Genomic DNA, 24,371 nt, shown 5'->3' with positions numbered 1-24,371 from the left:
CCCTGCCACAGCGCCCGTCAGTTACCGATTACGTTTCCGTCGGTGCTGGAGCACGATCTGCAGCATATCTGGTACCACTCCTTCGGCTTTAACCGCTATCGCGGCTATGACTGGATGCCGGAACCCTGCCGGTCCTGTTCGGAGAAAGAGCAAGACTACGGCGGCTGCCGCTGCCAGGCGTTCATGCTGACCGGCAACGCCGACAACGCCGACCCGGTGTGCGGCAAATCGCCGCATCACGGCACCATTCTGGCGGCGCGTGAAGCGGCGAATCGCTCGCAGATCGGTATCGATCAGCTGCGCTTTCGCAATCAGACCAACTCCCGACTGATCTTCAAGGGCTGACGATGACACTCGCCGCTTCGTGGCAGCTCGATAACGGTTTGGCCGTCAGGGTGATAAGCACCCCGGCCGCTGAGGGCGCCGCCGCACTGGTGTGCATCGAAGCGGGCAGCTTTCAGGCGCCTGCCGCCTGGCCCGGCCTGGCGCATCTGCTGGAGCATATGCTGTTTCGCGGCAGCGCGAACTTCAGCGCGCAAGATGGGCTGATGGGCTGGACGCAGGCGGCCGGTGGCCGGCTAAACGCCACCACCCAGGCCACGCAAACCGCGTTTTTCTTTGAAGTGGGCGCTGCCCCTCTGGCGGAGGGGTTGGCTCGGCTGAGCGATATGCTCGCCGCCCCGCAGCTGGCGGCTGAGGCAATCGCCCAGGAGATCGAGGTCATCGACGCCGAATACCGCCTGCTGCGCGCCGACGGTGAAACCCGCTGCGAAGCGGCGCAGCGGCAGATGTTCAGCGGATTTGACGCGCTGCATCGCTTTCATATCGGCAGCCGCGCCGCTTTCGGCAGCGATATTTCCGCATTGCAGCAGGCGTTGCGGCAGTTTCACCACCACTATTACCGCGCACCGAACATGACGCTGTGGCTGCAAGGCCCGCAATCGCTCGAGCACCTGCATGCGCTGGCACAGCGCTACGGTGGCGGCTTGCCGTCGGGCAGCGCCACGCCGCCCGAGACATTGCCGCCGCTGGCCGCCGGACAAGATTACACGCTGTCTCTTCCCGGCGCGCCGCAGCTGCGGCTGGTGTTTGCCCTGCCGCACTGCCGTTCACGCGGCTGGCTGCGACGGCTTGAGCGTTTATTGCTGGACGATGCCCCAGGCGGGCTGCTGGCACGGCTGCGCGCGCACGCGTGGGGTGACGCCGTTCGTCTGGATTATGCCCGCTGCGGCGAAAACAGCGCCCTGCTGAGTTTTATTTTCACCGTCAATCACGGCTCGGCGTCTGAGGCCGCCCATATCGAAAGCGCCTTGCTAGCATGGCTGCAGGCCCTGAACGCGCTGACACCGGGCCAGCTCGAGCATTTCGGGCAACTGGCGAACCGCGATTTTCACCGTTTGGCGCCGCTCGATCAGCTGCGGGCCAGGGCATTGGGGCTGCCGCCGACGGAACAGCATGACGACTGGACACGGCAACTCGCTATGCTGATGGCAGCGCCGCGCCGCCGCCTGGCCGTGCTGCCCGAGGGGGGCGGTGAAACGCGCGAAATCCAAGGGCTGCCGCTGACCCTTGGCCCCTTCGTCGGCGCCGCGCTGACGCCTACAGCGGAGCCTTTCCGCTTTTTCTCCGCTTCGGCGGCGCTGCCGATACCGCCCTTGCCGGCCGGCCAGGCGCCGCTGCAGCATCTACGTTCCGGCGAGGCGCAGCCGGTGCTGTTGCTGCGCCCATCGTCGCATGGCTCACTCAGCGAAGAACAGGCCTGTGGTTTGCAGGCGGCATTGCGCCCCGAAGCGGCCGAGTTAGCGCATCGGGAGGGACATTTAAGCGTCGAACGCCACCAGGGTGTGTGGCTGCTGCAGCTGGCGGGCAGCCACGGGCTGATCTGCCACGGCCTGAACGTCGTGAACCGGGCCCTGGCGGCGCCGTCGTCGGCCGTCATCAACGAGGCGGCGAGAAACCTGCGCCACGCGCAGTTAAAACAACAAAACGATATCGCCATTCGCCGCCTGTTAGCCCAATTGCCGGCGGCGTTGAACGTCTCTACGGCAACGGCGCCACACTGGCATGCCACCCTGGTCGGCGGCGATGGCGAGTTAAAACGGCGGCTGTCACATTTGCTGTATGACTTCCCCTACGCCATAACGGCTGAGTCGCAAACGCCGCCGCGTTTACCTCCTCCTGTCACGCTGACGGAAAGCGGCGCCGAACACGCCTTGCTGCAGTTTTACCCGCTGCAAAGCGATGAAGCCGAAGGCCGCTGGGCGCTGCGCGTGCTGGCCCGGCTTTACGCGCCGCGCTATTTTCAGCGGCTGCGCGTGGAACGCAACGTGGGCTACGTGGTGCAATGTGCCTTCCACCGCTGCACCCATGCCGAAGGCCTGCTGTTCGCGCTGCAATCCCCGACGTTCACCGCGGAACAGCTGCGGCAGTTAACCGACGAATTCTTGCAGCAGATGCATCATGAGCTGACGCACGTTAGCGTTGGTGAGCTGGAGCAAACGCAACAGGCGCTGCAACAAAACTTGCAACGCCTCAGCGCCGAGCCGTTGCAACGCGCGCGGGAGATTGCGTTGGAAAATCGCGCGACCATTGCTGCCGCTGCGCCAATCACGCTGACACAACTGTTGCACTGGCAGCAGCGGCTGTTCGTTGCCGGCTGATATTGCGCCGGTGTCCACCCGACGCAATATAAACGCAGCAAGACAACGAATAACCAAGGGAACGATATCTCAGAAAATCGTGAGCGGAGCGACGTGAAACGTGATGACCGCGTTCAGAAGCGCCGGCCGAGGCCGAGGGATAAGAAGGCGTTGTTGGCTAGTTATTTCTCTTCAAGATCTTTCCTGTCTCAGCCCAGATTTGACTACGGTAATGATCGTCTTCCTGAGAGAAGAAAAGTACGGTTAGCCCATCCTTGTCCAACAGCGCAATGCCATCGGGGGCGGGACGCCATGCGGCAGGCTCTTGCGGCAATACGTCGGGCGTGCAATCAGACAAGAATTTCAGGCTATAGCCGCCAGCCGAATCCACACTCTCCGTGTTGAGCTGCACAACACAAGATTTTGATTTATCACTGACCGTCCACTGCCCGGATAGCGTTTCGGCGGAAGGTAAAACCAGGCTGCTTGCCATAGAGACTCCTGAAAACAAGAATATTATTCCGACAAGAATAAATTTATACATAGGTGGCCCATGTGAAACGGTGGGCATCATCGCCCACCGTTGCCATTTTAAACGATAAAATCAACAGCGACGTCAGCCTGTCCAACGATGTGCACCAGGAAGTCTGGATTTGCACCGCCCTGGATGTTGAAGGCCAGTTCACTCAGATTGTTCTGGCTATCATAGGACAATAGCGCCTCACCGGCCTGCCCGCTGAAATGATCGACGAACTGAATGAAATCACTGCCTTTATCGCCTTGGTTGAAGAAGGACAGATCGATCTTGTCCTTGCCTGACTCAAAGTCCCAAATTGTATCAGGTGCCTGAACAGGCGAGTCATTAAGATCAGAGAAGACAAAAATGTCATTACCGTCTCCTCCCCATAATTGATCCTGACCAGCCCCGCCGTAAATAACATCATTGCCGGCGCCGCCTTTGAGCGTATTGTCTGCGTGATTCCCAACGATGATATCATTACCTGAGCCCCCTATCGCGTTTTCGATGGTGACACCGGCAGCGATGGAAACATTCCCTTTTAATCCCCCGACGTCGGAGAACGCGCCTTCGTTCAAGTTGATACGTTGATTTTGGCTATACCCCGAGAAATCAAGGGTATCATTACCACCTGCATCCCAGACAGACATCACCAGCTTGTCGTGGCTGCCCTTGAGTGTATAGAAGTCTCGGTCTGTATTTGAATTAAACCCGTAAACGGTGTCGCCGGTTCGGGTGGTCATGTTGGCACCGTAAAGATGTTGGATGGCCGCGATATCATCAACCAACGGTGCAGCGGCATAGTAGTGGCCATGATCCGCATCGGTAATGGATTCATTCCAGTAACTCATTACGCTAAACTGCCGGGTATCTTCGGCGTAAACTGCCTTGGTATAATTTGGGCTTCCTTGCCCCGCATTATACGTTCCCGGATGATCTAACCCGAGAGTATGGCCAACTTCGTGGGTAATGGTTAAACGGCCGTAATTACCCAGCTCAGGATGCAAGTTTTCAGAATGGTTCTTAATATTATACCAACTTTGCCCATCAGAATTGTATCCTCTGTAGTCATTGCCATTATATGAGAATGGTTTCAAGGCATACGCTTGCCCTTTCCCTTCATAATTCCCAAAAGTAATATTGGAAGGTTGATCCGATGCCACTTCGACAAACTTTAGGTTGGCAACATCGGCCCAGGATTGCAAAGATAACTTCGCCTGTTCTTGTTGATGTTGCGTGAACGCACTTAGCCCCGTATCGCGTTCTGAGGAGCGGTGGCCCAGGTTCAGTTCGTTATATTCCCAATCCGGGAATGAATAGGTCACCGTCGCATCTTTGCCCGTGACGTGAACGCCATTCCAGGTTTTATCGCTGCGCGCTATCTGCAACCCCGCATCATTTATGTCATAGGACGGTTTATTATTGATCGTCAAACCATTCCCGCGCTCATGGTAGTGAATAAGATCGTTAACACTGTCCCAACCTGTTTTGTTTCCATTCATGGTATTACCCATAGCTTTCTCCACAAAGAAGCTAGTATTAATATGACATCCGAAATGTCTCTTGGGGTTAATCAAAGTCCTGAGAATAGCGGTAACCCGATACGCCCCATTCTTTTTGCCAATTCCTTTACACCCAGAGAGTAAATTTAATTTTAACTGCCCGAGGCCTCCTTACCCATGATTGAGAACGTATGCAACTCCGTGAGATCGCGATATATCCGCGAAAAATGCGTGGAAATAATAGACCGCCTTGATCCGGCCATGGCTTAATACCGAGATCTGCTGGTTGAGGCTAAGTGAAGATGCCGCCCAAGAGGCTTGATGACAGCGGCCGTTCGATACATTGTCTCGTTGCCAGAGACCACAGCAGACGTGGTCTCGTGTTATGAACGTTGCCTGTCATCCGAACCGCTACCTGGGGATCATTACGTGAATGCATTTGCGACACCATCCAGTTTTGCTAATGATTATCATTCGCGAGGCTATCTCACACGTCAGCAAAGTGTCAACAGATGAAACAAAACATTTCTTGATTTATATCATCACTTTTCTCGTCATCGCCCGGGAACCGTGCTTTGGCGCCTGTTAAAACGTGCATGAAATGGTGAGCATCACCGCCATAAGCGAGGATTTCTTCAGCATTGGTGCATAGCGCAAGCAAAATGCCGAGCGCAACAACAGCATGGCAGCTAAACATTTCGCCACATTGAAACATCAATATTGATTACTTTTTCAGACAGTAAAACATCGTGGTCGGAGCACTTATTTTTCGATGCAATATAAGAGGGGCTTATAAATAACAGGAGTATTCCTAATGCGTTCTTGCGTAATCTATTTCATGCTACCAGGCCGGTTCTTAGCCGCGCCCGCTGGCTATTCCCATTTTCATTGGCAATGACTATATTGAAAGAGGCTCTGCTATAGAGCAAGAATATGGGTAATTTTCCGAGGAAATACCGCATGACCCTGTTGCCCAAGCAGAGTAATAACAAAAATCCGATTGATCTCTATAGCGAAATCGTAGACGACTTGCCGGGTCTGATTTGCTTCGGCAACCGCCTTGGCGGTTACTTCAATAAGCAGTGGCGCGACTATACCGGCGCCATCGCCGGTGAGCACGCCGCCACAGACTGGCTCGATGCACTGCATCCCGACGATCGCGATCGCTTGGCCGCGCAATGGCGCCAGGCGATCGTTGCCCTCTCCTCGTTCGCCGGCGAAGCCCGTCTGCGCGAGCGCAGCGGCGCCTACCGGTGGTTTATGCTGGCGTTTAACGCCCGTCAGGACGGCATGGCGCAGGAGCCCAGCTGGTACCTCACCGCCACCGACATCCATCCGCAAATGCTGCAACGCCAGCAAAACGTTCAGGCGCTCTCTATCCAGCAAGACATGCTGGACGCCAGCGTCGACTGCATCAAAGTGATCAATCACGACGGCACGCTGCGCCACATGAATCGCTCCGGCAGCCTGGCGCTCGGTCTTGATCCGGCGCAAAAAGAGTTTGGCATGCCCTGGCTGGGGCTGCTGTCCCCCGAGATCCGTCGCCGCGGCAGCAAGGCGCTGCGCAACGTCAGAGCCGGAAAAAATGCGCGCTTCACCGGATTGAGCGTGACGCCGCAGGGTAAAAAACAGCACTGGGACAACATTCTCACACCGGTCAGCGATGAACACGGCGCCGTGGCCGAGATCTTGTGCGTTTCGCGCGACGTGACGTCGCAACGCGTGATGGAACAACGTCTGTTGCTCGCCAGCGAATATGACGAATTGACCGGCCTGCCCAACCGGCGCTTATTCAAGAAAAAGCTGAAGCAAGAGATGAAGCGCGCCCTGCACGGCAAAAAGTCGCTTGGGCTGATGCTGCTGGATCTTGACCACTTCAAGCTGGTGAACGACACGCTGGGCCACGCGGCGGGCGACCATCTGCTGCGGATCTTGGGTAAAAGGCTCAGCGCCTGCATGAATGCGCATTCGTTCGTCTCCCGCCTCGGCGGCGACGAGTTCGCCGTGGTGATCAGCGATGTCGAAAACGAGCAGGATATTTTCCGCATCGCTAACAAGTTTCTGCTGCAGTTGGAGACGCCGATCACCCACGGCGGCAAGACGCTGCATTGCGGCATGAGCATCGGCGGCGCCATCTATCCCAAAGACGCTCGCGACGCTTCGGAGCTGATGAAATGCGCCGATACCGCGTTGTATGAACTGAAAGACGGCGGCCGCGGCGGCGTCTACATGTTCGATCGCAAGATGATGGACAAAGCGCGCGCCCGCGCCAGCCAGCTCAACTACGCGCGCCAGATCGTACGCGACAACTGCATCCGCCCCAGCTACCAACCGAAAGTCTGCCTGATCGACGGCAGCATCGTCGGCTTTGAAGCGCTGCTGCGCTGGCACTGCCCGCAAAACGGCGTACAGCTGCCGGCGACGGTAAGCGAGGCGTTCAACGACTACGAATTGGCAACCAAGATCAGCGAAGCCATGCAGCTGAAAGTCTTCGCCGATATCGCCCGCTGGCGCGCGGCCGGCGTGGCGGTACGGCCTATTTCGCTGAATGTGTCGCCGATCGAGTTTTTACGCGACAACTACGCCGAAACCTTCCTGCAACGTCTGCTGAAGTTCCGCATTCCCCATCACCTGATCGAACTGGAAGTGACCGAACACGCGTTCAACAAGCACGGTTCGAAATACGTACTGCGCGCGCTGCAAATGCTCAAAGAGATGGGTATCCGCATCGCGCTGGACGACTTTGGCACCGGCCACTCCTCATTCAGCCATATCATGGATTACCCGCTGGACTGCATTAAGCTGGACTGCGACTTTATTCAACGCATGAACACCGAACCGGCGATCCTGGCGATCGTGGAAAGCATCGGCATTCTCGGTCAAAAACTGTCGATCGATATCATCGCCGAAGGCGTGGAAACCGAGCAGCAGCGCCAAACACTGTGCGAAGCCGGTTTCCATATCGGCCAGGGTTTTCTGTTCAGCCGGGCGGTGGAGTCCCAGCAGGTGCCCGAGTTGCTGCAGGCGATACTTCAGCCTGCCGAAGGCGGCATGGCGAATCGTTAAATCGGCATCGCATGCCCCACATTCGGGGGGTTGATCCCCCCTCTTTTCCTCTGCTTGTTTCACGCCTCCCGCACCGGAATATTTGTGAGAGCCCTCACAAAGCATAAACGTATCTTTACATTTTTGAACGGTTAAGCTTCCGTTCTGTCAGATTTGAGTGTATTCCAGAGCGTCAAAACGATTCTTTTTCCACTCAATTGGGAACGTTACCGGAGACTTGTTAAGAAATAGTTAATTTAAATCAATGCACTACAAATAATAGCAGGAGGTACTGCGATGCACGAAAGGCAAGAGAAGAATGCAATGTTCATTTCGTTCGATGCCGTCTCGGTCTCGGGGATCACGGTGGAAGCAATGAAGATTGCCAAACGACTGCAAGCCTGTGGATTTCGCTCTTATCTTGATCTGGGATACGACATCAAGATTGATAAGGGAAACTTTAATAAACCCTATCAGCATGAGCATGACATCTACCGCGATGTCTTTACGCTGGTCCGCCTGGACGACATCACGTCGATTCCAGATTACCACCCCGCCTTTCTCGACTACGCACACGCGGCGTTGATCGGCCAGAAAACGCCCATTGACGAGCAAGAAAAAGCCGCTTTGTTGCATACCATCGCGTTGACGGCGCGGCAGCTGGCGGATCGCCTCGTCGCCCAATGGGAAGCGCTCGCAGTCAGCCATGTGGTGGTGGAAAACGGCACGCTGCCGGAAAACATCATCTATACCAAAGCGCTGTATCTGGCGATCGAAGATTATGGCCGACGTTATCGACTGACGCGTTTCGTCATCTGGCGCGATCATGACCTGATGTGGAACAGCGAAAAAAAGGTGCTCAAATACGGCCCGCCACCTTATTCTCACGCCATCAAACCTATCCCTTCAAAATACATTACCTATGTCACGCTCAATCACGATCTGAAGCAAAAGCTGGAGGCCTGGTGCAATCATGATGTCCATGTCGAGGTAAAGAAAAATACCTATGACTTCTCGGACAGTCACGAAAGCACGAATGTCAGAAAGCAGATGAATATTCGCGATAATGATCTTCTCATTGCCAGAACCACCCGCATCATCCCTCAGAAAAGATTGGACCGCGATATTATGCTGATCAGCCGGCTTAATGATTTATTTATCCGCGACCACAACACTCGACGCGCCTATTTGGCGATCGCCGGCAATGAATATGAAAACCCGTCATGTTATCTGCAACTCGCCAAATTGGCGCAGGAACTGAATGTTCTCCCCTATGTCAAATTCGTCGGCATGCTTCCCCATGTCGATATGCGCTCGGAAAACGACGCGTTTTGCATAGAGGACCTCTATCACTCTTGCGACCTGGTCTCTTTTCTCACCTCGTATGATTATGATAGCTATGGCAATCCTATCGGTGAAGCGATCAGTTGCCGCCGTTGCTATATCACCACTCGCTACGAATATTATCACGAAGTCTACGGCCGGCATGGGTTTGAAGCGCCCGTCATGCCGATCTCCGAGTTACAGGATGGGCCGCCGAACGACGAATTCATCCAGGAAGTCTACCGGTTCATTAATAACAAGGAGCAGATGAAGCGCGTGGCGGAAAAGAATTACGCGCTGGGCAAGCGAATTTTATCCAACAACGTCATGGAGTTCTTAAATATCAGCTAATCATCGAATAACGTGACATTTCATTTTCAGACAAGCCATTTCTAACTGTGGACTTTCATTAGCCCTTGGAGGATCTATGCGTGATACTGTTTTTGTGTCTGTCGTACTGCCCGTTTATAATGAAAGCGACCGTATTGAGGCGGTTTTACTTTCGCTGTTCAATCAGCACACCAAGAATGAATTAATCACCCACGACACTTACGAACTGATTGTCGTTGATAACAACTCCACCGATGATTCCGTCGCTAAAATAAACGCGTTTAGTGAAAGGCATCCGGCTATGGCCATTCATGTTATCGCCGAAACGGTGCAGGGTGTCTCCTCGGCCAGAAAACGCGGCATGGACTATGCGTCGCTGCGTTCTAAAGCCCGCGACAGCCGGCTGGGAAATAAACGCAAGCACTATATCGTTTCCGCCGATGCCGATTGCACCGTGGATGCATTTTGGCTTTACGAGCTGGTGAATACCATGATCGAGCAACAAGGCGACCTGGGCACCTGCAACTATTACTATCCTCCCGCAGAGTTTGAGCACCGCCCCAACCTGTTCCGCGAGATCCAAAAAACGCTGCGTCTGCGCGAATTTTCGTTCTCCCTGTTCGGCGGCTTCCCCGACGGCAAAGGGTTCGGGGTGGAGCGCAGCCTGTATGACGCGGTAGGTGGCATCGAAATCTTCTACCAGCTCAACCATGGCCGCTTTGTCGAACACCTGTCCGACGACTGGGACTTCGGCATTAAGGTCATCGCCTACGGCGGCAAGCCGGTTTACGCTCGCCATGCTTACGTTGAGATCAACAGCCGCCGGGTGGACACCATTCTCGATGAGGTGATCAACGGCATCGCCTACGGCAAGGACGGCATCATTATCATGAAGGACGTCCGGCCGGACGTTGAGCGGCAGAAAACCGCGCTGGCGGACGCCACGCCGGCGGAGGCGAAACTGGCCTGGGACTACTCGGTCAAGGACTACACGCCAAAGAATATCTTACTGCCGGTGCTGCTCAATCCGTATCTGCTGTTGGAAAACAGCGAAGTGCGCGATTTCTTCTCCGGTTCGCTGGCCGACAGCCTCTACCGCCGCATTCACGAGCTGAAACACGAGATGCGCATCATCGATTTCAAACCGATCCATGCCTACAAAACCCCCGCCTATCGGCTCTACCTCGAATTTCGCGATGCGCTGTTTGCCGCCATGCGGCGCGCCGTCGGTGACGATATCGGCTTCCCGCCCGCATTGCCGGCCTGCTTCGATACGATCAAAGACGAGGATTTCACCCGCTTTGTTTATTACTTCTGTGAAGACCGCGAGTCTGGCGAAGCCCACAACTATTTCGGCAACGGAGGGGTATTCTGATGAACGACGAAGCCTTGCACTCATTGCTGGATATCGATGAAAACTATCCCACGCCGCGGGTGAACGCGTTCCTGGTGCAACCGGAAAACCGGGCCTTTCTGGAGTACGTCCATAAGGATCCGTTCGGCTGTCACGTGTTCCCCGGCGATCTCGTCGACTACCCGCTGGCCGCGTTTTTTGCCGATATGGAGGCCGACATTCGCCAGGCGGGCAAAATCCACCTCTGGGCCTATATCCCGACCTGCCGCTATCGCTGCCATTTTTGTCAGTACCCCACGGTGATCCTCAATCCCAAGGCGCCCGCCTCTCAGGCGGTATTCCGCGATTTGGTCGATTTCAACATCAAGGAGGCGCAAATGTGGCTGGCGCGCGTGCCCAGCCTGGCCGAAGTGGAAATCGGCGAATTCAACGTCTTTGGCGGCACGCCGTCCTTGCTGCCGGAGCCGGAACTGCGCCGCATGATGGCCTTCTACTTCAGCCACTTTAACTTCACCAACGCCACCCTGCGCTTCGAAGGGGAGCCCGGCACCCTGAACAAAGCCTATCTGGCGCTGCTGAAAGAGCTCGGCTTCAGCAAAATCAGTTTCGGCACCCAATCCTTCAATGACGACATCATCACCGCCTGCGGGCGCATGCACTCGGCCGAAGAGTGCGTGGAGACCATTCATCACGCGCGCGCGCTCGGCATTGATTGGGTCAGCGTGGATCTCATTTACGGCATGCTGGGCCAAAGCGTGGACGACGTGAAATACGACATGGAAAAAGCCCTCGAGCTGAATCTGTCGCACGTCGTCTGCACCAAGCTGCACATGGATGAGTTTATTAAAAATCGCACCGGCGTCTCGGGCGAGCGCGAAAGCCTGTGGCAGAAAAAGGGGCTGATCAGCATCAACAACCTGCGCTTCCCTGGGCTGGGCAAACAGTACCAAATGCGCGAGCTGGTCGAGAACTACCTGAATGGCGGCTATACCGAACACCCCACCATGTACTTTCACCGCAATGACCAACAGCCGGAAAAGTGGAAAGCGCTCATCACCGATCTCGACAAGCAGTATCCGGAAGTGGCGATCGGTTTGGGCGGCAGCTCCAAATCGACGCGATCCGAAGCCATCAACATCACCGGCTACAAGAAGTACAAGGAAGCGCTCAACCAAGACCGCCTGCCCATCGAGGAAAGCCGCGGCTTCTCCCCGATCCAGCGTGAAGTGAACGCCTTCAAAATGGCGCTCTCCACCTTGCTGCCGGTGGACGATCGGGTGTTTAAACGGCGCTTTGACGGCAACAGCCTGTTTGCTAACCCGGTCATCCGCCGCACGCTGAAAATCCTGGTAGATAAAGCGCTGGTCACCGTCGATGGTCCGTGCGTGACGCTCACGCCCATCGGCGTCACGCTGGTCGAAGCCATTATCAATACCCAATTTTCCGCCGCATTCGCCAATCAGGAGTGAAAGATGACGACGACAGTCTCCGATCCCAAACCGGTATTCAGCTTCTATTACATCGGCATCGATACCGAAGCCGGCGTCACGCCACAACAGTTTGAAACCTTCGTGCGCGAACAAGGCGTGCATATCCCCTGTTATCCCGGCTGGCGCTGGACGTTGCTGCGCGGCCTGCGCGGCGAACGCGTCGGGCAATACCTGATGCTGTACGAGATTGACAGCGCCGAGCAGCGCGATCGTTACGTCACCGCCACCGGGCAGCGAACGGCGCACGCGCACGAATTCTGGCGGCGGCATGCCGCCGCGCAGGAAATCCTCGCCGAGTGGCGAAAACTGGGCACCTACAGCCTGCTACCGACGCTGTTCAGCGATTATCGCCTGCTGGCTGAGAACAGAAAAAGCGACGTGCCGCCCGGCCCGCGCTACCGGGAACGGCCGGGCGAACCGCCTGAGGCGCGCATTATCGGCATCCACAATCTGGCGCTGCGCGAAGGCGTGACCCCGGCGCAATTCGAACGCTTTATCGCCGAAAATCACCATCGCATTGAGGATTATCCGGGCTGGAAGTTTCACTTGCTGAAGGGAGAGCGCGGCAATCGGCTCGACCAGTACGCGGTGATGATGGAAATCGTCAGCCTGGCGGCGCTGGACGTGTTCTATCCGGAGCCCGATATCGCCACCGCCGAAGCGGCAACCTTCGCCAAAGCGCATCGCGACACCAAGCAAATGTATGAAGAGTGGAAGCAACTGGCGTCATTTTCCGGTTCACCGCAGATTTATACCGATTATCTGTCCGTCGCACAGAGCCGATCGTCATGATGCTGCCTTGGCTAACCGGCGAGGCCGCAGAGAATCATCGCCGGCAAATCGCCACCCGAGCGATCTTCTTCCTCGCCGGGTTGGGCATGGCTGCCTGGGCGCCGTTGATCCCTTTCGTGAAAGCGCGATTGGGCATCGATGACGGCGCGCTCGGTTTGCTGCTGTTTTGCCTCGCCGCCGGCTCCATGGCGATCATGCCCTTCGCCGGTTATCTGATCGCCAAACTGGGGTGCCGTGCCGTGTTGCTGGGCGCAGGCGCCTTGCTGTGCATCGACTTGCCGCTGTTGGCGTTACTCGATGCTCCGCTGTTGATGGGGGCGGCATTGGGGGTATTTGGCGCCGTCAACGGCATCATGGATGTGGCGATGAACTCACAGGCGATAATCGTCGAGCGGGAGAGCGGCCAGGCGAAAATGTCCGGTTTTCATGGCTTCTACAGCCTTGGCGGCATTGCCGGCGCCGGCGGCGTCAGTCTGTTGCTGCTGGCGGGCCTCGCCCCGGCCCAGGCCATCGGCCTGATCGCCCTCCTCATCGCGATCCTGCTGCTGATCGTCGCCGGCGATTTACTGGCGCACGGCGGCATCGGCGAGCGGCGACGGGGCGGCGCGCGGTGGGCGCTGGCCCACGGCAAGATCCTGTTTATCGCCCTGCTCTGTTTCTTCGTGTTCCTGACCGAGGGGGCGATGCTCGACTGGTCGGCATTATTCCTGCATGCCGAGCGCGGCGTGGCCAAATCGCAGGCGGGGATCGGGTTCACGCTGTACGCCGTCGCCGTGGCCTGCGGGCGGCTGTATGGCGACAGGCTGATCGGCGCCGTCGGGCGCTTCCGCACTCTGCTGCTCGGCAGCCTGTGCGCTGCGGCAGGCGTGCTGTTGACCGTCACCGTCCCTCTGGCATCGGCCGCCTTTGGCGGGTTGATGCTCGCCGGCCTGGGCATCGCCAACATCGTTCCCATTCTGTTCAACGCCGTCGGCAATCAAAAACAGGTGCCGCCTGGCCAAGCGTTTCCGGCCGTGACGCTGGTCGGCTATCTCGGCTTATTAACCGGCCCGGCGCTGATCGGTTTTATCGCCAATTACACCAGCCTGGCCCTGGCGTTCGGCTGCACGCTGCTGTGCCTGTTGCTGGTCAGCATCAGCGCCAAAGCCGTGACGAACACATCTCACTAACTTAACTTGCGAGGATCGTTTAATGCATGCATCAACCACGCCAGTTTTCTCCCTGCACTACGTGGGAATCAACCTGAAACGGGGCGTCGCCTCGGATCGTTTCGAAGCGTTCGTTCGCCGTAAAGGCGTCGCCATCCCGGCCTATCCCGGCTGGCGATGGACGCTGCTGCGCGGCCTGCGCGGCGAGCGTGAAAATCAGTACCTGATGGTTTATCAGGCTAAAGACGCCGCCACCTACGCGCGCTATATCGACGGCAACGGCGAGCTGACCGACGAGGCGCACGCCTTTTGGCGGCAGCGTCCGGAGGCCGCCGCGCTGATTGAGGAGTGGAAAACCTTCGCGACCTTCGCCGAACTGCCGACCCTTTACACCTGTTACCGTCTGGTGGCCGAGAATAGCCGCAGTTCATTGCCGCCCGGCCCCAATTACCGCAGCGAACCGGGGAAGGAAAGCATTCAGCGTGTCATCGGCATTCATAACCTGGCGCTTAAAGCAGGGGTCTCGCCCGAGCGGTTTGAACGGTTCATTACCGACAACATCCACCGCGTGGAAGACTACCCGGGCTGGAAGTTTCACCTGCTGAAGGGCCAGAGCGGCAACCGGCTGGACCAATACGCGGTGATGCTGATCATTGAAAGTCTGGCGTCGCTCAACGCGTTCCATCCGGAGCTCGATGTTTCAACCGAGCAAGCGCTCAGGTTCGTGGCCGAGCATCAGGACACCGAACGCATGTACGACGAGTGGAAAACACTGGCGTCGTTCTCCGGCGCGCCGCAAATCTACACGGATTACCTGGCGATTGGCGGCAACGAGAATGACGCCCATCCGGCGTAAACCGCGCGGCGGCGTTGAGCGCCGCCGCTTTCACGGCCGCCGTTCGCCGAACGGTGCCAGCTTCATGCCGAGCAGCGTCACCACGCAGATGATCGCCCCGGCGTAAAAGGTGGAGGCGGAACCGAACAGTTCCCACAGGGTTCCGGCGCCGAGACTCGCCAGCAGCAATGCCACGCCACCGATCAGATTGAACATGCCGAACGCGGTGCCGCGCAGGTGCGCCGGCGCAGTGTGCGCCACCATCGCCGCCAACAGTCCCTGCGTCATGCCCATGTGCACGCCCCACAGCGCCACGCCAAACAGCACCCCGCCCCAATGATCGCTCAGCGCCAATACCAGATCGGCGGCGATCAGCACCAGCAGCCCGGCTTTCAGCAATCCTTCATGGCTCATACGGTCGGACAGTTTTCCGAACGGATAGGCCGAGCAGGCGTAGACCAGATTCATGGCGACCATCACCAGCGGGATCAGCGCCAGCGGCGTGCCGCCCTGCTGCGCCTTCAACACCAGGAACGCTTCACTGAAGCGCGCTAACGTGAAGATCGCGCCGATGCTCACCACCCACCAATAGCTGCGCCCCAGCAGCCGCAGGTTGGCGCGGGTGATCGGGTTGGTGCGCTTGTGGATTATCGCGGTGGCCGGCTCTTTCAGGCCGAAAAACAGCAGCGCAATCGCCAGCGCCGCCGGGATCGCCGCCACCCAGAAGATGGCGCGAAAATCGTTGTGCCACAGCAGCATCAGGCCGACGGCCAGCAGCGGCCCTAAAAAGGCACCGACGGTATCCAGCGACTGGCGTAGCCCGAAAGCCGCGCCACGAATTTCCGGCGGCGTCACGTCGGCCACCAAGGCATCGCGCGGCGCACCGCGAATGCCTTTGCCCACGCGATCCAGCAGGCGCGCGCTCATCACCATGCCGGACGACGACGCGATGGCGAAAAACGGTTTGCTGATGGCGCCCAGCCCGTAGCCCAGCAGCGCCAGCCCCTTGCGTTTGCCGAGGTAATCGCTGAGCACGCCGGAGAACACCTTGACGATCAACGCCGTCGCCTCCGCCAGCCCTTCGATCAACCCGATGACGATCACGCTGGCACCGAGCGTCGTCGCCATAAACAGCGGCAACAGGCTATGGATCATCTCCGAGGAAACGTCCATCAGCAGGCTCACGCCACCCAATACCCACACGCCGCGCGGTATGCGGCCCAACGTAGCGAAACGCGACGACATGGTGCATCCTCGATCGATTCAGCGCCGCCAGAGGCGCCTCATGATTTTTCCAAGATTGGTTAGTTGATTTTGTTCGTTCACAGATCTGCCGCCTTTAGAGATAGTGCAACGACCGTGTGACACCCATAATAATGAAGGTAATTAACATAATGATATATAGCAAAAAGATGATAGTGATTGCGGCGCTGCTGAGTTTTTCCGCCGCCGCCGCACCAGGCGTGGATCTCGTCGCCAACGAAACACCGATCCACACGGTGAAGAGCGCCGAAGCCGTGGCCAAAATCCCCGCCGGCTTCCGGTTCGTGGAACCCGGCACGCTGACGGTCGCCATTTCTCTGCTGGGCAGCGGCCCGCCGTTCGGCCTGTACGCCCGCGACAATAAAACGGTGATTGGCAGCGAGGCGGACATTGCGCGCCTGGTGGCCGACGGTTTGGGGTTGAAACTCAAGCTGGTGCCCACCTCGTGGGAAGACTGGCCGCTGGGGGTGGCCTCCGGCAAATATGACGCCGCGGTTTACAACATCACCGTGACCAACGAACGCAAGACCAAATTCGATTTCGCCACCTATCGGCAGGATACGCTGGGTTTCTACGTCAAATCCGACAGTAAAATCACCCAGATCAAAACCGCGCCGGATATCGCCGGTAAAAAGATCATCGTCGACTCCGGCACCAATCAGGAAGCGGTGCTGCTGGCCTGGGACAAAGAGAACCGCGCCAAGGGGCTCGCGCCGCTGCAGCCGGTGTATGTCACCGACAAGGCCGCCTCCACGCTGGCTATTCAGTCCGGCCGCGCCGACGCCACCTTCGGGCCCAACGTTTCCGGCGCTTATCAGGCGCGGCTGACCGGCAAAACCCGGCTGGTGGGCATCGTGCCCGGCGGCTGGCCGAAGACCGCCAACATCGCCGTCACGCTGAAGAAAGGCAACGGCCTGGTGGACGCGGTGCAGGCTTCGCTCAACAGCGCCATCGCCAACGGCAGCTATCTGCAGGTGCTGGATCGCTGGGCGGAGAGCGACGAGAAGATTGCCCATTCCGAGATTAACCCGCCGGGGCTGGGGGATTGAGAGAACAACAGGCCCCGCGCAGCGGGGCCTTATCGCCGCTCAATCGCGCCGCCTTATTCCGCCGCCGTTTTCTGCCTCCCCAGCTTGCGGTACAGCGTGCTGCGTGAAACGCCGAGCGCCTTCGCCGCCCGGCTGAGATTGCCGCCCGCCCTGTCGATCGCCGCCTGCAGCGCCCCCAGATCGGTATCGGCGTTCTCTTGCCGCGGCGCCAGCACCGCGATGGACTGAGGAAGATCGTCCAGGGTAAGCACCGCATGATCGTCCGCCAGCGCCAGCAGCACCTTGAGCGTACTCAACAGTTGCCGCACGTTGCCGGGCCACGGATAGCGCGCCAGCATCGCCAGCGCCTCCGGCAACAGACGAATGTCGCGCCGCTCGCCGCCCAGCTCTCGCCACAGCTGCAAAATGAAGGCCTCCAGCTGCGCCCGCTCTCTGAGCGGCGGAATACGCAGGCTGTATTCCTGTATGCGGTACAGCAAATCCTCGCGAAACGCCCCCGCTTCCACCTGCCGATGCAGATCGTGGTGCGTGGCGCAGACCAGCGCGAATTCGACCGGATAAGCGCTGCGGCTGCCGAGCGGGGTGACCGTTTTTTCCTGTAACACCCGCAGCAGGCGCGTTTGCAGACCCGCCGGCATGTCACCGATTTCATCGAGAAACAGCACGCCGCCGTCCGCCTCGCGGATCTTGCCGATGTAGCCTTTCGGATTGGCGCCGGTAAACGCCCCCGGCGCATAGCCAAACAGTTCGGATTCGATCAGCGGCTCAGGCAGCGCCGCGCAGTTGATCGCCACGAAGTTGCCGTTGCGCCAGCGGCTCTCTTGAAACAGGCGGCGGCTGAAATGCTCTTTACCGCAGCCGGTTTCGCCGGTCACGCACAGCGAAAGGCCGGCGTTGAGAATGCGCAGCGCTTTCTGATGCTGCTCGTCGTGCCGTTCCGCCGGCGGCGCAGAACGCAGAGCGCTGACGCGTCGCTGCGGCGCCTCAAGCAACGAATAATAGTGCTGTTGATTGCCGGCCAGCGTCTGGCGCGGTGCCCCGGAAGGCTGTCGCAACAGGTCGGGAAACAGCTGGGTGAACTCAACGGAGCCGAATGAGGCCGACGAGAGCTGGAACTCCATCATCGCCAGTCGATTGGCGGCGATCAGCACTTCGTCGTGAAACACCAGCAGCAGCTCTTGCGCGCTGCCCAGGCAGCGGGCATCGGCGTGCAGACGCAGCGTCCAGTGGCGGTCGGCGATCGCGCTTCTGACCCAGCGGTGTTCGATATGCCGCACCGCCTGCATGATCAGGCGCTGTGCATCGCGGTACGGGCGCTGCGCGGGTGCGGAGAGATCCAGTATGCCGGCAATGCGGCCATCCGGCCGATAGATCGGTGCGGCGGTGCAGTTCAATCCGGCATTTTGGTTGAGAAAATGCTGGTCGCCGCGCACTTCGCAGAATGCGCCCAGCGCCAGCGCGGTGCCGATGGCGTTGGTGCCCCGCTCCGCTTCTCCCCACTGGTTGCCCGGCGCCAGCGCAAAGCGTGACGCCTTATGCAGAAAGTCGGTATTGCCGCGGGTTTCCAGCACCAACCCGTCGGCGTCGGCGATCACCACAATGGCGGGCTGGCGCGTAATTTGCGCGCCCAGCTGCTCGATCAGCGGCTGTACCCGCTGCGGCACCCAATCGTTGCGGCTGCGCAGCTCTTCGAGCAATCCGGCTTTGATAAACGGGATATGTTGATCGGTGCGCGTCAAGCCATAACCCTGGCTGCGTTGCCAGGATTCCGCCAACGGCTGGGTCAGCAAGCTGGCGCCCTCTGCGGGCAAGCGGTCGTCAGACAACATGCGTTTCTCCCCCGTTCGCGAGTGTTGCAAATGTGTATCATAAATGTGTACCGGGCGTTGCGACACGGGACACAAAAAATCATCGGCGACGGCGGCGCCGCCCGAAGTTCTCAGCCCTCTCAATGCTTAAGGTTTTAATAACTCGTTCTTTTTTTACGGATGCTACCTCTGTCGCTAATCTGGCACGCGCCGTGCTTCTCTGTGCTGCGGCGACATGCCGCATTCACAGGCGCAGCCCAATAGCGCCGCTTTTCATCTGCAGAGAGGTGCTTAACATGAAATATGTCCACCCCGGTTTGCCTGGCTCGCTGGTTTCGTTCCGCAAACGCTATGGCAACTACATTGGCGGCAAATTCGTCGAACCGGTATCCGGCAACTACTTCACCAACACCTCGCCGGTGACCGGCCAGCCGATCGCCGAATTCCCGCGTTCCGACGCCAAAGACATCGAGCTGGCGCTTGACGCGGCGCATGCGGCGGCGGACGCCTGGGGTAAAACCAGCGTGCAGGAGCGTTCCAACGTGCTGCTGGCGATCGCCGATCGCATCGAATCGCGGCTGGAGATGCTGGCGCTGACCGAAACCTGGGACAACGGCAAACCGATCCGCGAAACCCTGAATGCCGATCTGCCGTTGGCGGTCGACCATTTCCGTTACTTTGCCGGTTGCCTGCGCGCGCAGGAAGGCACCGCGGCGGAGATCGACCAGAACACCGTGGCCTACCATATCTATGAACCGCTGGGCGTGGTCGGCCAGATCATTCCGTGGAACTTCCCGCTGCTGATGGCCGCCTGGAAACTGGCGCCAGCGCTGGCGGGCGGTAACTGCGTGGTGCTGAAACCGGCGGAACAAACGCCGCTCGGCATCAGCGTGCTGATGGAAGAGATCGGCGATCTGCTGCCGCCGGGCGTGCTCAACGTGGTGCAAGGTTTCGGCGCCGAGGCCGGCGAAGCGCTGGCGCGCAGCAAACGCATCGAAAAAATCGCCTTCACCGGCTCCACGCCGGTCGGCCGCCACATCCTCGCCTGTGCGGCGGAGAACATCATCCCCAGCACCGTCGAGCTGGGCGGCAAATCGCCGAACATTTATTTTGAAGACATCATGCAGGCGGAACCGGCGTTTATCGACAAGGCGGTTGAGGGGCTGGTGCTGGGCTTCTTCAACCAGGGGGAGGTGTGCACCTGCCCTTCACGCGCGCTGATCCAGGAATCCATCTACCCGCAGTTTATGGAGAAAGTGCTGGCGCGTATCGCCACCATCCGCCAGGGCGATCCCTTCGACACCGAGACCATGATCGGCGCCCAGGCGTCAAAACAGCAGTACGACAAGATCCTGTCCTATATCGAGATCGCTAAAAACGAGGGAGGCAAAATCGTTGCGGGCGGCGAGCCCGCCCAGCGCGGCGACGAAGTGCAAAACGGTTTCTACCTGCAGCCGACGCTGATTACCGGCAACAACAGCATGCGTTTCTTCCGCGAGGAGATCTTCGGGCCGGTGATTGGCGTCACCACCTTCAAGGATGAGGCCGAAGCCCTGGCGCTGGCCAACGACACCGAGTTCGGGCTGGGCGCCGGGCTGTGGACCCGCGACATCAACCGCGCTTACCGCATGGGCCGCGCGATCAAGGCCGGCCGCGTGTGGACCAACTGCTACCACCTGTACCCGGCGCACGCCGCGTTCGGCGGCTACAAGAACTCCGGCATCGGACGCGAAACCCACAAAGCGGCGCTGTCGCACTATCAACAGGTGAAAAACCTGCTGGTCAGCTACGACGCCAAGCCGCTGGGCCTGTTCTGAATCCGGCGTAATGACAAGAAGGCCACCCGCAGGTGGCCTTCTTTTTTCGCGTGGCCTACTTCGCCATGCCGAGATCGATCACCATGCGACCGCGAATGGTGCCCGCCTTCATCTCGTCGAAGATGGCGTTGATATCCCCCAGCGGCCGCTTGGTCACTTTCGGCGTCACCTTGCCTTCGGCGGCGAACTGGAACGCCTCCTTCAGATCTTCGCGCGTGCCCACCAGCGAACCCACCACCTGAATGCCGTCCAGCACCAGGCGCGGAATGCTCAGATCCATGCTCTCCGGCGGCAGCCCCACGGCCACCACTTTACCGCCGGCGCGCACCGCATTCACCGCCGAGTTGAAGGCGGCTTTCGCTACCGCCGTCACCACCGCCGCGTGAGCGCCGCCGGTTTGCTGCTGAATGATCTCCTCCGCGTTTTGCGTTTTGGAGTTGATGGTCAGATCGGCGCCGATCTGTTTGGCGAACTCCAGCTGACCGTCGTTGACATCGATGGCGATCACTTTGGCGTTAAACACGTTCTTGGCATACTGCAGCGCCAGGTTACCCAGCCCGCCCAAGCCGTAGATGGCGATCCACTGCCCCGGTTTGATATCGGAAATCTTCACCGCCTTGTAGGTGGTGACGCCGGCGCAGGTGATGCTGCTGGCGGCGAAAGAATCGAGCCCATCCGGCACTTTCACCGCGTAGTCCGCCACCACGATGCACTCTTCCGCCATGCCGCCGTCAACGCTATAGCCGGCGTTTTTCACCGAGCGGCACAGGGTCTCGTTGCCGCTGACGCAGTATTCGCAATGGCCGCACCCCTGGTAAAACCAGGCGACGCTGGCGCGGTCACCCACTTTTAACGAGGTGACGCCCTCACCGACGGCGGAGACCACGCCGATGCCCTCATGCCCCAACGTAATGCCCGGCACCTCACCGAAATCGCCATTTTTCACGTGCAAATCGGTGTGGCACACCCCGCAACACTCCATTTTCAACGCCGCTTCGCCGTGCTTCAGCGGGCGCAGCACTTTATCCTGAATGTCTACGGTATGGTTTTTCGTCACTACGGCAGCTTTCATGGTGTTTTCCTTAGCAGAGTGGGAAGTACAGTTGTTAATGTAGTGACTGTATTCGGTGAGGGCAAGTACCACCTGTTTTGTGTAAAAACAAATAATTAAATATGAATCAGTCTGCTTATTTCATAAAAAACCATTAACAGACGGCGCGATCGCCTTGAGGTTGGCAGCCGTGAACGATCGCGCCTCCACGGCTTGATTTATCCCTTGAAGCGATTAACTGGGATTTTGAGGTAGTGCCGCCCATCATCTTCGCAATCTGGCAGAACGCCGCCGCGAATATTGACCTGCAGCGCCATCAGCATCAATTCCGGATGCGGCAACGTGGCGTCTCGCTGCTTTCTTTGCGCGATAAATTGGGCTTTATCCATGTTGGCCACCCAGGGGTTGTTCTCGCGCTGCTCTCGCACGGTGCTTTCCCAGCGGGCCTCACGCCCCGCCGGGCGATAATCATGGCCGGTAAACAGGCGGGTATCCGCTGGCAGGCTCAAGATCCGCTGCAACGAATCCCACAGGGCTTCCGCATTTCCGCCGGGGAAATCGGCCCTTGCGGTGCCGCTGTCCGGCATGAAAAACGTATCGTGAATAAACGCCGCATCGGCGATGTGATAAGTGACGGACGCCAGGGTGTGGCCAGGAGACAGCAAGACTTCAGCACGCAGGTTGCCGATAAAAAAGACGTCCCCATCCGCAAACAGCGCATCCCACAGGGTCTCGGCGGGAGGCAGTTCCTTCAAATTATAGATGTCTTGCCACAGCCCCTGCACAGCGGTAATTTTTTCGCCTATGCCGGTGAGGGCGCCGGTTTTCTGCGCCAGCCAGGTGGCGGCAGAAAAATGGTCGGCATGCGGGTGCGTATCCAGCACCCAGGCCACTCCCCATCCTTGCTGCTGGATAAAGCTTAAAATGGTGCGGGCCTGCTGATGCGAGACCGTGCCCGATCGGCGATCAAAATCCAGCACCGGGTCGATGATGGCGCAGCGACGCGCTGCGGGATCGGCGACGACATACTGCAGGCTGCCGCTTTCCGGCTCATAAAACGCGTGCACTTGCGCGTGAGGCTGAACGGCCTGATGCCGGCCATACCAGCTGAGCGCCTTATCGGCATCGGCGCCATACTCTGCGCACTGGCTGCGAAATTGCGCTTCGTCTATCTGGCCTTCGCGCAGCGCATACAGCAGGGAAAGGCAGGCAGAACGCGCTCCGCTCCTGCAATGCGCCAGGGTCTTCTCACCCCGCCGCAACAGGTAATGGAAGGTATAAACGGTCTCCCAGCTCAGCGTGTCGAATGTGTAAGGCAGATAGACGTAGCCCATTCCCCATTGCTCAGCCAACGCTTTTTCTTGTTGATGGTTAAGGTACTCGCCCGGCTCTTCATCTGGCCGATTGTTGACGATAAACCGATAGCCTTGTTGATGCAGGATGGCGAAATCATTCGCTGCGGGCGCCCCCGAAAAGGAGAGCTGATGATGGTAAGTACGGATGTGCATATTTTTTCCTTTTGTTTTATAGGCTTTTAAAAAGCATATAAAGAGCCAGCGCCAACAACATGCCGGCATAGAGCACACGGATAATGTCCTCGCGTTTTTTCAGGCGCTCGGTGAGCGCCACCCCCACGACGCCCCCCAGAACGCCGCCGACGATGAGCCAGCAGGTAATGACCAGCGACACCTTGCCGGACATGGCATAGCTTGCGCTTGTCGATAATCCCATGGCGGAAACCACGACCAGTGAGGTCGCCACCGCTTCAACCAGTGAAAAGCGGAAGAACCAGAGCAGCGCCGGCACCACCAAAAATCCGCCGCCGATGCCCAAAAAACCGGCCACCGCGCCCAGCGCCAGTACGCTGGGCCACACGATGGCGGGATGAAATGTCGGATGGGAGGACGGTAATCCGTTGCCTGCCCGATGATTTTTTTTCAGCGTCAATCCGGCGACAACCAGCATCAGCAGAGAGAAAGGCAGGGTTAAATGGTGCCCGTCCGTCATTTTTCCCACCTGAGAGCCCGCCAGCGTTCCCACCACCGCCACCAGCGAAACGGTAACGCCGGTCCGCCACCGGACGTTTCCTTTGGCGGCATGAACAAAAAGATTGATCAGCGCGCTAATGGCAACGGACATGGCACTGGTGCCTATAACCAAGTGCGTATCCGGGATTTTCACCATATACAGCAACAAGGGAACGCAGACGATGGATCCGCCTCCCCCGGTCAGAGCCAGGAGAAATCCGACTATTCCCCCGGTTATCACCAACAGCGTCAGGGTATAAAAAGTAAAATGGAAAAAATCCAATGCATTAATTCCCTTTCGATATTTATGGCATTTATTAACGATCAGTTTGCGTTGATTGTCAAATAACTTATTACATTTAGCTATTACATATAGCTAAA

18 protein-coding genes and 1 pseudogene are annotated in these 24,371 nt (G+C 58.3%); 11 read left to right on the top strand and 8 right to left on the bottom strand.

The window, feature by feature from the left end; genetic code table 11:
* Together GT753_RS07940 and pqqF are read left to right on the top strand one after the other, a co-directional pair.
* Positions 1-345: pseudogene (locus tag GT753_RS07940) on the top strand (pyrroloquinoline quinone biosynthesis protein PqqE); the annotation flags it as partial.
* Between the two features lie 2 nt (positions 346-347).
* On the top strand, positions 348-2,660 hold the full coding sequence (gene pqqF, locus GT753_RS07935) for a pyrroloquinoline quinone biosynthesis protein PqqF (RefSeq protein ID WP_160125459.1): 2,313 nt from the start codon (positions 348-350) through the stop codon (positions 2,658-2,660).
* A gap of 157 nt (positions 2,661-2,817) precedes the next feature.
* Here pqqF and GT753_RS07930 read toward each other — a convergent pair whose 3' ends face one another.
* The 3 genes from GT753_RS07930 to GT753_RS07920 all read right to left on the bottom strand — a co-directional run bounded on the left by GT753_RS07930 (position 2,818) and on the right by GT753_RS07920 (position 5,355).
* Positions 2,818-3,132 carry an AprI/Inh family metalloprotease inhibitor gene (locus GT753_RS07930; protein WP_004928502.1) on the bottom strand — a complete coding sequence of 105 codons (315 nt, stop codon included), beginning with the start codon at positions 3,130-3,132 and terminating at the stop codon, positions 2,818-2,820.
* Positions 3,133-3,230: 98 nt separating this feature from the next.
* The gene (locus tag GT753_RS07925) at positions 3,231-4,670 is read right to left on the bottom strand and encodes a serralysin family metalloprotease (protein WP_021504590.1); all 1,440 of its coding nucleotides are present in this window, start codon (positions 4,668-4,670) and stop codon (positions 3,231-3,233) included.
* A 493-nt stretch (positions 4,671-5,163) separates the two neighbouring features.
* Positions 5,164-5,355 (bottom strand): hypothetical protein, encoded by a 192-nt coding sequence (locus GT753_RS07920; protein WP_141241390.1) that lies wholly within the window; start codon positions 5,353-5,355, stop codon positions 5,164-5,166.
* Positions 5,356-5,618: 263 nt separating this feature from the next.
* Between GT753_RS07920 and GT753_RS07915 the strand changes: the two genes are divergently transcribed.
* The 7 genes from GT753_RS07915 (at position 5,619) to GT753_RS07885 (ending at position 14,996) form a co-directional block, all read left to right on the top strand.
* Positions 5,619-7,724: a bifunctional diguanylate cyclase/phosphodiesterase gene (locus tag GT753_RS07915; RefSeq protein WP_021504588.1), complete on the top strand. Its 2,106-nt coding sequence runs from the start codon at positions 5,619-5,621 to the stop codon at positions 7,722-7,724.
* Between the two features lie 276 nt (positions 7,725-8,000).
* The gene (locus tag GT753_RS07910) at positions 8,001-9,377 is read left to right on the top strand and encodes a glycosyl transferase family 2 (RefSeq protein ID WP_031299975.1); all 1,377 of its coding nucleotides are present in this window, start codon (positions 8,001-8,003) and stop codon (positions 9,375-9,377) included.
* A gap of 76 nt (positions 9,378-9,453) precedes the next feature.
* Positions 9,454-10,731 carry a glycosyltransferase family 2 protein gene (locus GT753_RS07905; RefSeq protein WP_031299974.1) on the top strand — a complete coding sequence of 426 codons (1,278 nt, stop codon included), beginning with the start codon at positions 9,454-9,456 and terminating at the stop codon, positions 10,729-10,731.
* Positions 10,731-12,179 (top strand): radical SAM protein, encoded by a 1,449-nt coding sequence (locus GT753_RS07900; protein WP_021504585.1) that lies wholly within the window; start codon positions 10,731-10,733, stop codon positions 12,177-12,179. The genes GT753_RS07905 and GT753_RS07900 overlap by 1 nt, the downstream gene beginning before the upstream one ends.
* A gap of 3 nt (positions 12,180-12,182) precedes the next feature.
* Positions 12,183-12,992 (top strand): hypothetical protein, encoded by an 810-nt coding sequence (locus GT753_RS07895; RefSeq protein ID WP_015377860.1) that lies wholly within the window; start codon positions 12,183-12,185, stop codon positions 12,990-12,992.
* Complete coding sequence (locus GT753_RS07890; protein WP_044031248.1) at positions 12,989-14,161, top strand: MFS transporter; 1,173 nt, start codon at positions 12,989-12,991, stop codon at positions 14,159-14,161. The genes GT753_RS07895 and GT753_RS07890 overlap by 4 nt, the downstream gene beginning before the upstream one ends.
* A gap of 22 nt (positions 14,162-14,183) precedes the next feature.
* Entirely contained in the window at positions 14,184-14,996 is an 813-nt protein-coding gene (locus GT753_RS07885; RefSeq protein WP_069100349.1) for a hypothetical protein, read from the top strand.
* A gap of 30 nt (positions 14,997-15,026) precedes the next feature.
* On the opposite strand, the gene GT753_RS07880 is transcribed toward GT753_RS07885, so the two are convergent.
* Positions 15,027-16,220, bottom strand: a complete 1,194-nt coding sequence (locus GT753_RS07880) for an MFS transporter (RefSeq protein ID WP_160125458.1) — start codon at positions 16,218-16,220, stop codon at positions 15,027-15,029.
* Between the two features lie 149 nt (positions 16,221-16,369).
* Here GT753_RS07880 and GT753_RS07875 point away from each other — a divergent pair, with 149 nt between their 5' ends.
* Entirely contained in the window at positions 16,370-17,287 is a 918-nt protein-coding gene (locus GT753_RS07875) for an ABC transporter substrate-binding protein (RefSeq protein WP_021504584.1), read from the top strand.
* Positions 17,288-17,340: 53 nt separating this feature from the next.
* On the opposite strand, the gene GT753_RS07870 is transcribed toward GT753_RS07875, so the two are convergent.
* Entirely contained in the window at positions 17,341-19,116 is a 1,776-nt protein-coding gene (locus GT753_RS07870) for a sigma-54-dependent Fis family transcriptional regulator (RefSeq protein WP_075685348.1), read from the bottom strand.
* 275 nt (positions 19,117-19,391) lie between these two features.
* Here GT753_RS07870 and GT753_RS07865 point away from each other — a divergent pair, with 275 nt between their 5' ends.
* Positions 19,392-20,912 (top strand): aldehyde dehydrogenase family protein, encoded by a 1,521-nt coding sequence (locus GT753_RS07865; RefSeq protein WP_004928535.1) that lies wholly within the window; start codon positions 19,392-19,394, stop codon positions 20,910-20,912.
* Between the two features lie 55 nt (positions 20,913-20,967).
* Here the strand turns inward: GT753_RS07865 and adhP are convergent, their stop codons facing one another.
* From adhP to GT753_RS07850, 3 genes are all read right to left on the bottom strand, one after another.
* A complete protein-coding gene (gene adhP / locus GT753_RS07860) occupies positions 20,968-21,984 on the bottom strand; it encodes an alcohol dehydrogenase AdhP (protein ID WP_004928541.1) in 1,017 nt (338 codons plus the stop codon).
* Between the two features lie 197 nt (positions 21,985-22,181).
* Entirely contained in the window at positions 22,182-23,471 is a 1,290-nt protein-coding gene (gene blh / locus GT753_RS07855; RefSeq protein WP_160125457.1) for a bifunctional sulfur transferase/dioxygenase Blh, read from the bottom strand.
* 16 nt (positions 23,472-23,487) lie between these two features.
* Positions 23,488-24,273 (bottom strand): sulfite exporter TauE/SafE family protein, encoded by a 786-nt coding sequence (locus GT753_RS07850; protein WP_075685354.1) that lies wholly within the window; start codon positions 24,271-24,273, stop codon positions 23,488-23,490.
* Between the last annotated feature and the right edge of the window lie 98 nt (positions 24,274-24,371).

This window comes from Serratia sp. Z4 (assembly GCF_009900725.1).
GTDB classification, from domain to species: Bacteria; Pseudomonadota; Gammaproteobacteria; order Enterobacterales; family Enterobacteriaceae; genus Serratia; species Serratia nematodiphila.
This window is presented reverse-complemented; position numbering and strand designations above follow the sequence as displayed.

Bases quoted from the DNA above. Each gene is read 5' to 3' on its own strand.
- pqqF (WP_160125459.1), top strand. From the start codon at position 348: ATGACACTCGCCGCTTCGTGGCAGCTCGATAACGGTTTGGCCGTCAGG.
- GT753_RS07930 (WP_004928502.1), bottom strand. From the start codon at position 3,132: ATGGCAAGCAGCCTGGTTTTACCTTCCGCCGAAACGCTATCCGGGCAG.
- GT753_RS07925 (WP_021504590.1), bottom strand. From the start codon at position 4,670: ATGGGTAATACCATGAATGGAAACAAAACAGGTTGGGACAGTGTTAAC.
- GT753_RS07920 (WP_141241390.1), bottom strand. From the start codon at position 5,355: ATGTTTAGCTGCCATGCTGTTGTTGCGCTCGGCATTTTGCTTGCGCTA.
- GT753_RS07915 (WP_021504588.1), top strand. From the start codon at position 5,619: ATGACCCTGTTGCCCAAGCAGAGTAATAACAAAAATCCGATTGATCTC.
- GT753_RS07910 (WP_031299975.1), top strand. From the start codon at position 8,001: ATGCACGAAAGGCAAGAGAAGAATGCAATGTTCATTTCGTTCGATGCC.
- GT753_RS07905 (WP_031299974.1), top strand. From the start codon at position 9,454: ATGCGTGATACTGTTTTTGTGTCTGTCGTACTGCCCGTTTATAATGAA.
- GT753_RS07900 (WP_021504585.1), top strand. From the start codon at position 10,731: ATGAACGACGAAGCCTTGCACTCATTGCTGGATATCGATGAAAACTAT.
- GT753_RS07895 (WP_015377860.1), top strand. From the start codon at position 12,183: ATGACGACGACAGTCTCCGATCCCAAACCGGTATTCAGCTTCTATTAC.
- GT753_RS07890 (WP_044031248.1), top strand. From the start codon at position 12,989: ATGATGCTGCCTTGGCTAACCGGCGAGGCCGCAGAGAATCATCGCCGG.
- GT753_RS07885 (WP_069100349.1), top strand. From the start codon at position 14,184: ATGCATGCATCAACCACGCCAGTTTTCTCCCTGCACTACGTGGGAATC.
- GT753_RS07880 (WP_160125458.1), bottom strand. From the start codon at position 16,220: ATGTCGTCGCGTTTCGCTACGTTGGGCCGCATACCGCGCGGCGTGTGG.
- GT753_RS07875 (WP_021504584.1), top strand. From the start codon at position 16,370: ATGATATATAGCAAAAAGATGATAGTGATTGCGGCGCTGCTGAGTTTT.
- GT753_RS07870 (WP_075685348.1), bottom strand. From the start codon at position 19,116: ATGTTGTCTGACGACCGCTTGCCCGCAGAGGGCGCCAGCTTGCTGACC.
- GT753_RS07865 (WP_004928535.1), top strand. From the start codon at position 19,392: ATGAAATATGTCCACCCCGGTTTGCCTGGCTCGCTGGTTTCGTTCCGC.
- adhP (WP_004928541.1), bottom strand. From the start codon at position 21,984: ATGAAAGCTGCCGTAGTGACGAAAAACCATACCGTAGACATTCAGGAT.
- blh (WP_160125457.1), bottom strand. From the start codon at position 23,471: ATGCACATCCGTACTTACCATCATCAGCTCTCCTTTTCGGGGGCGCCC.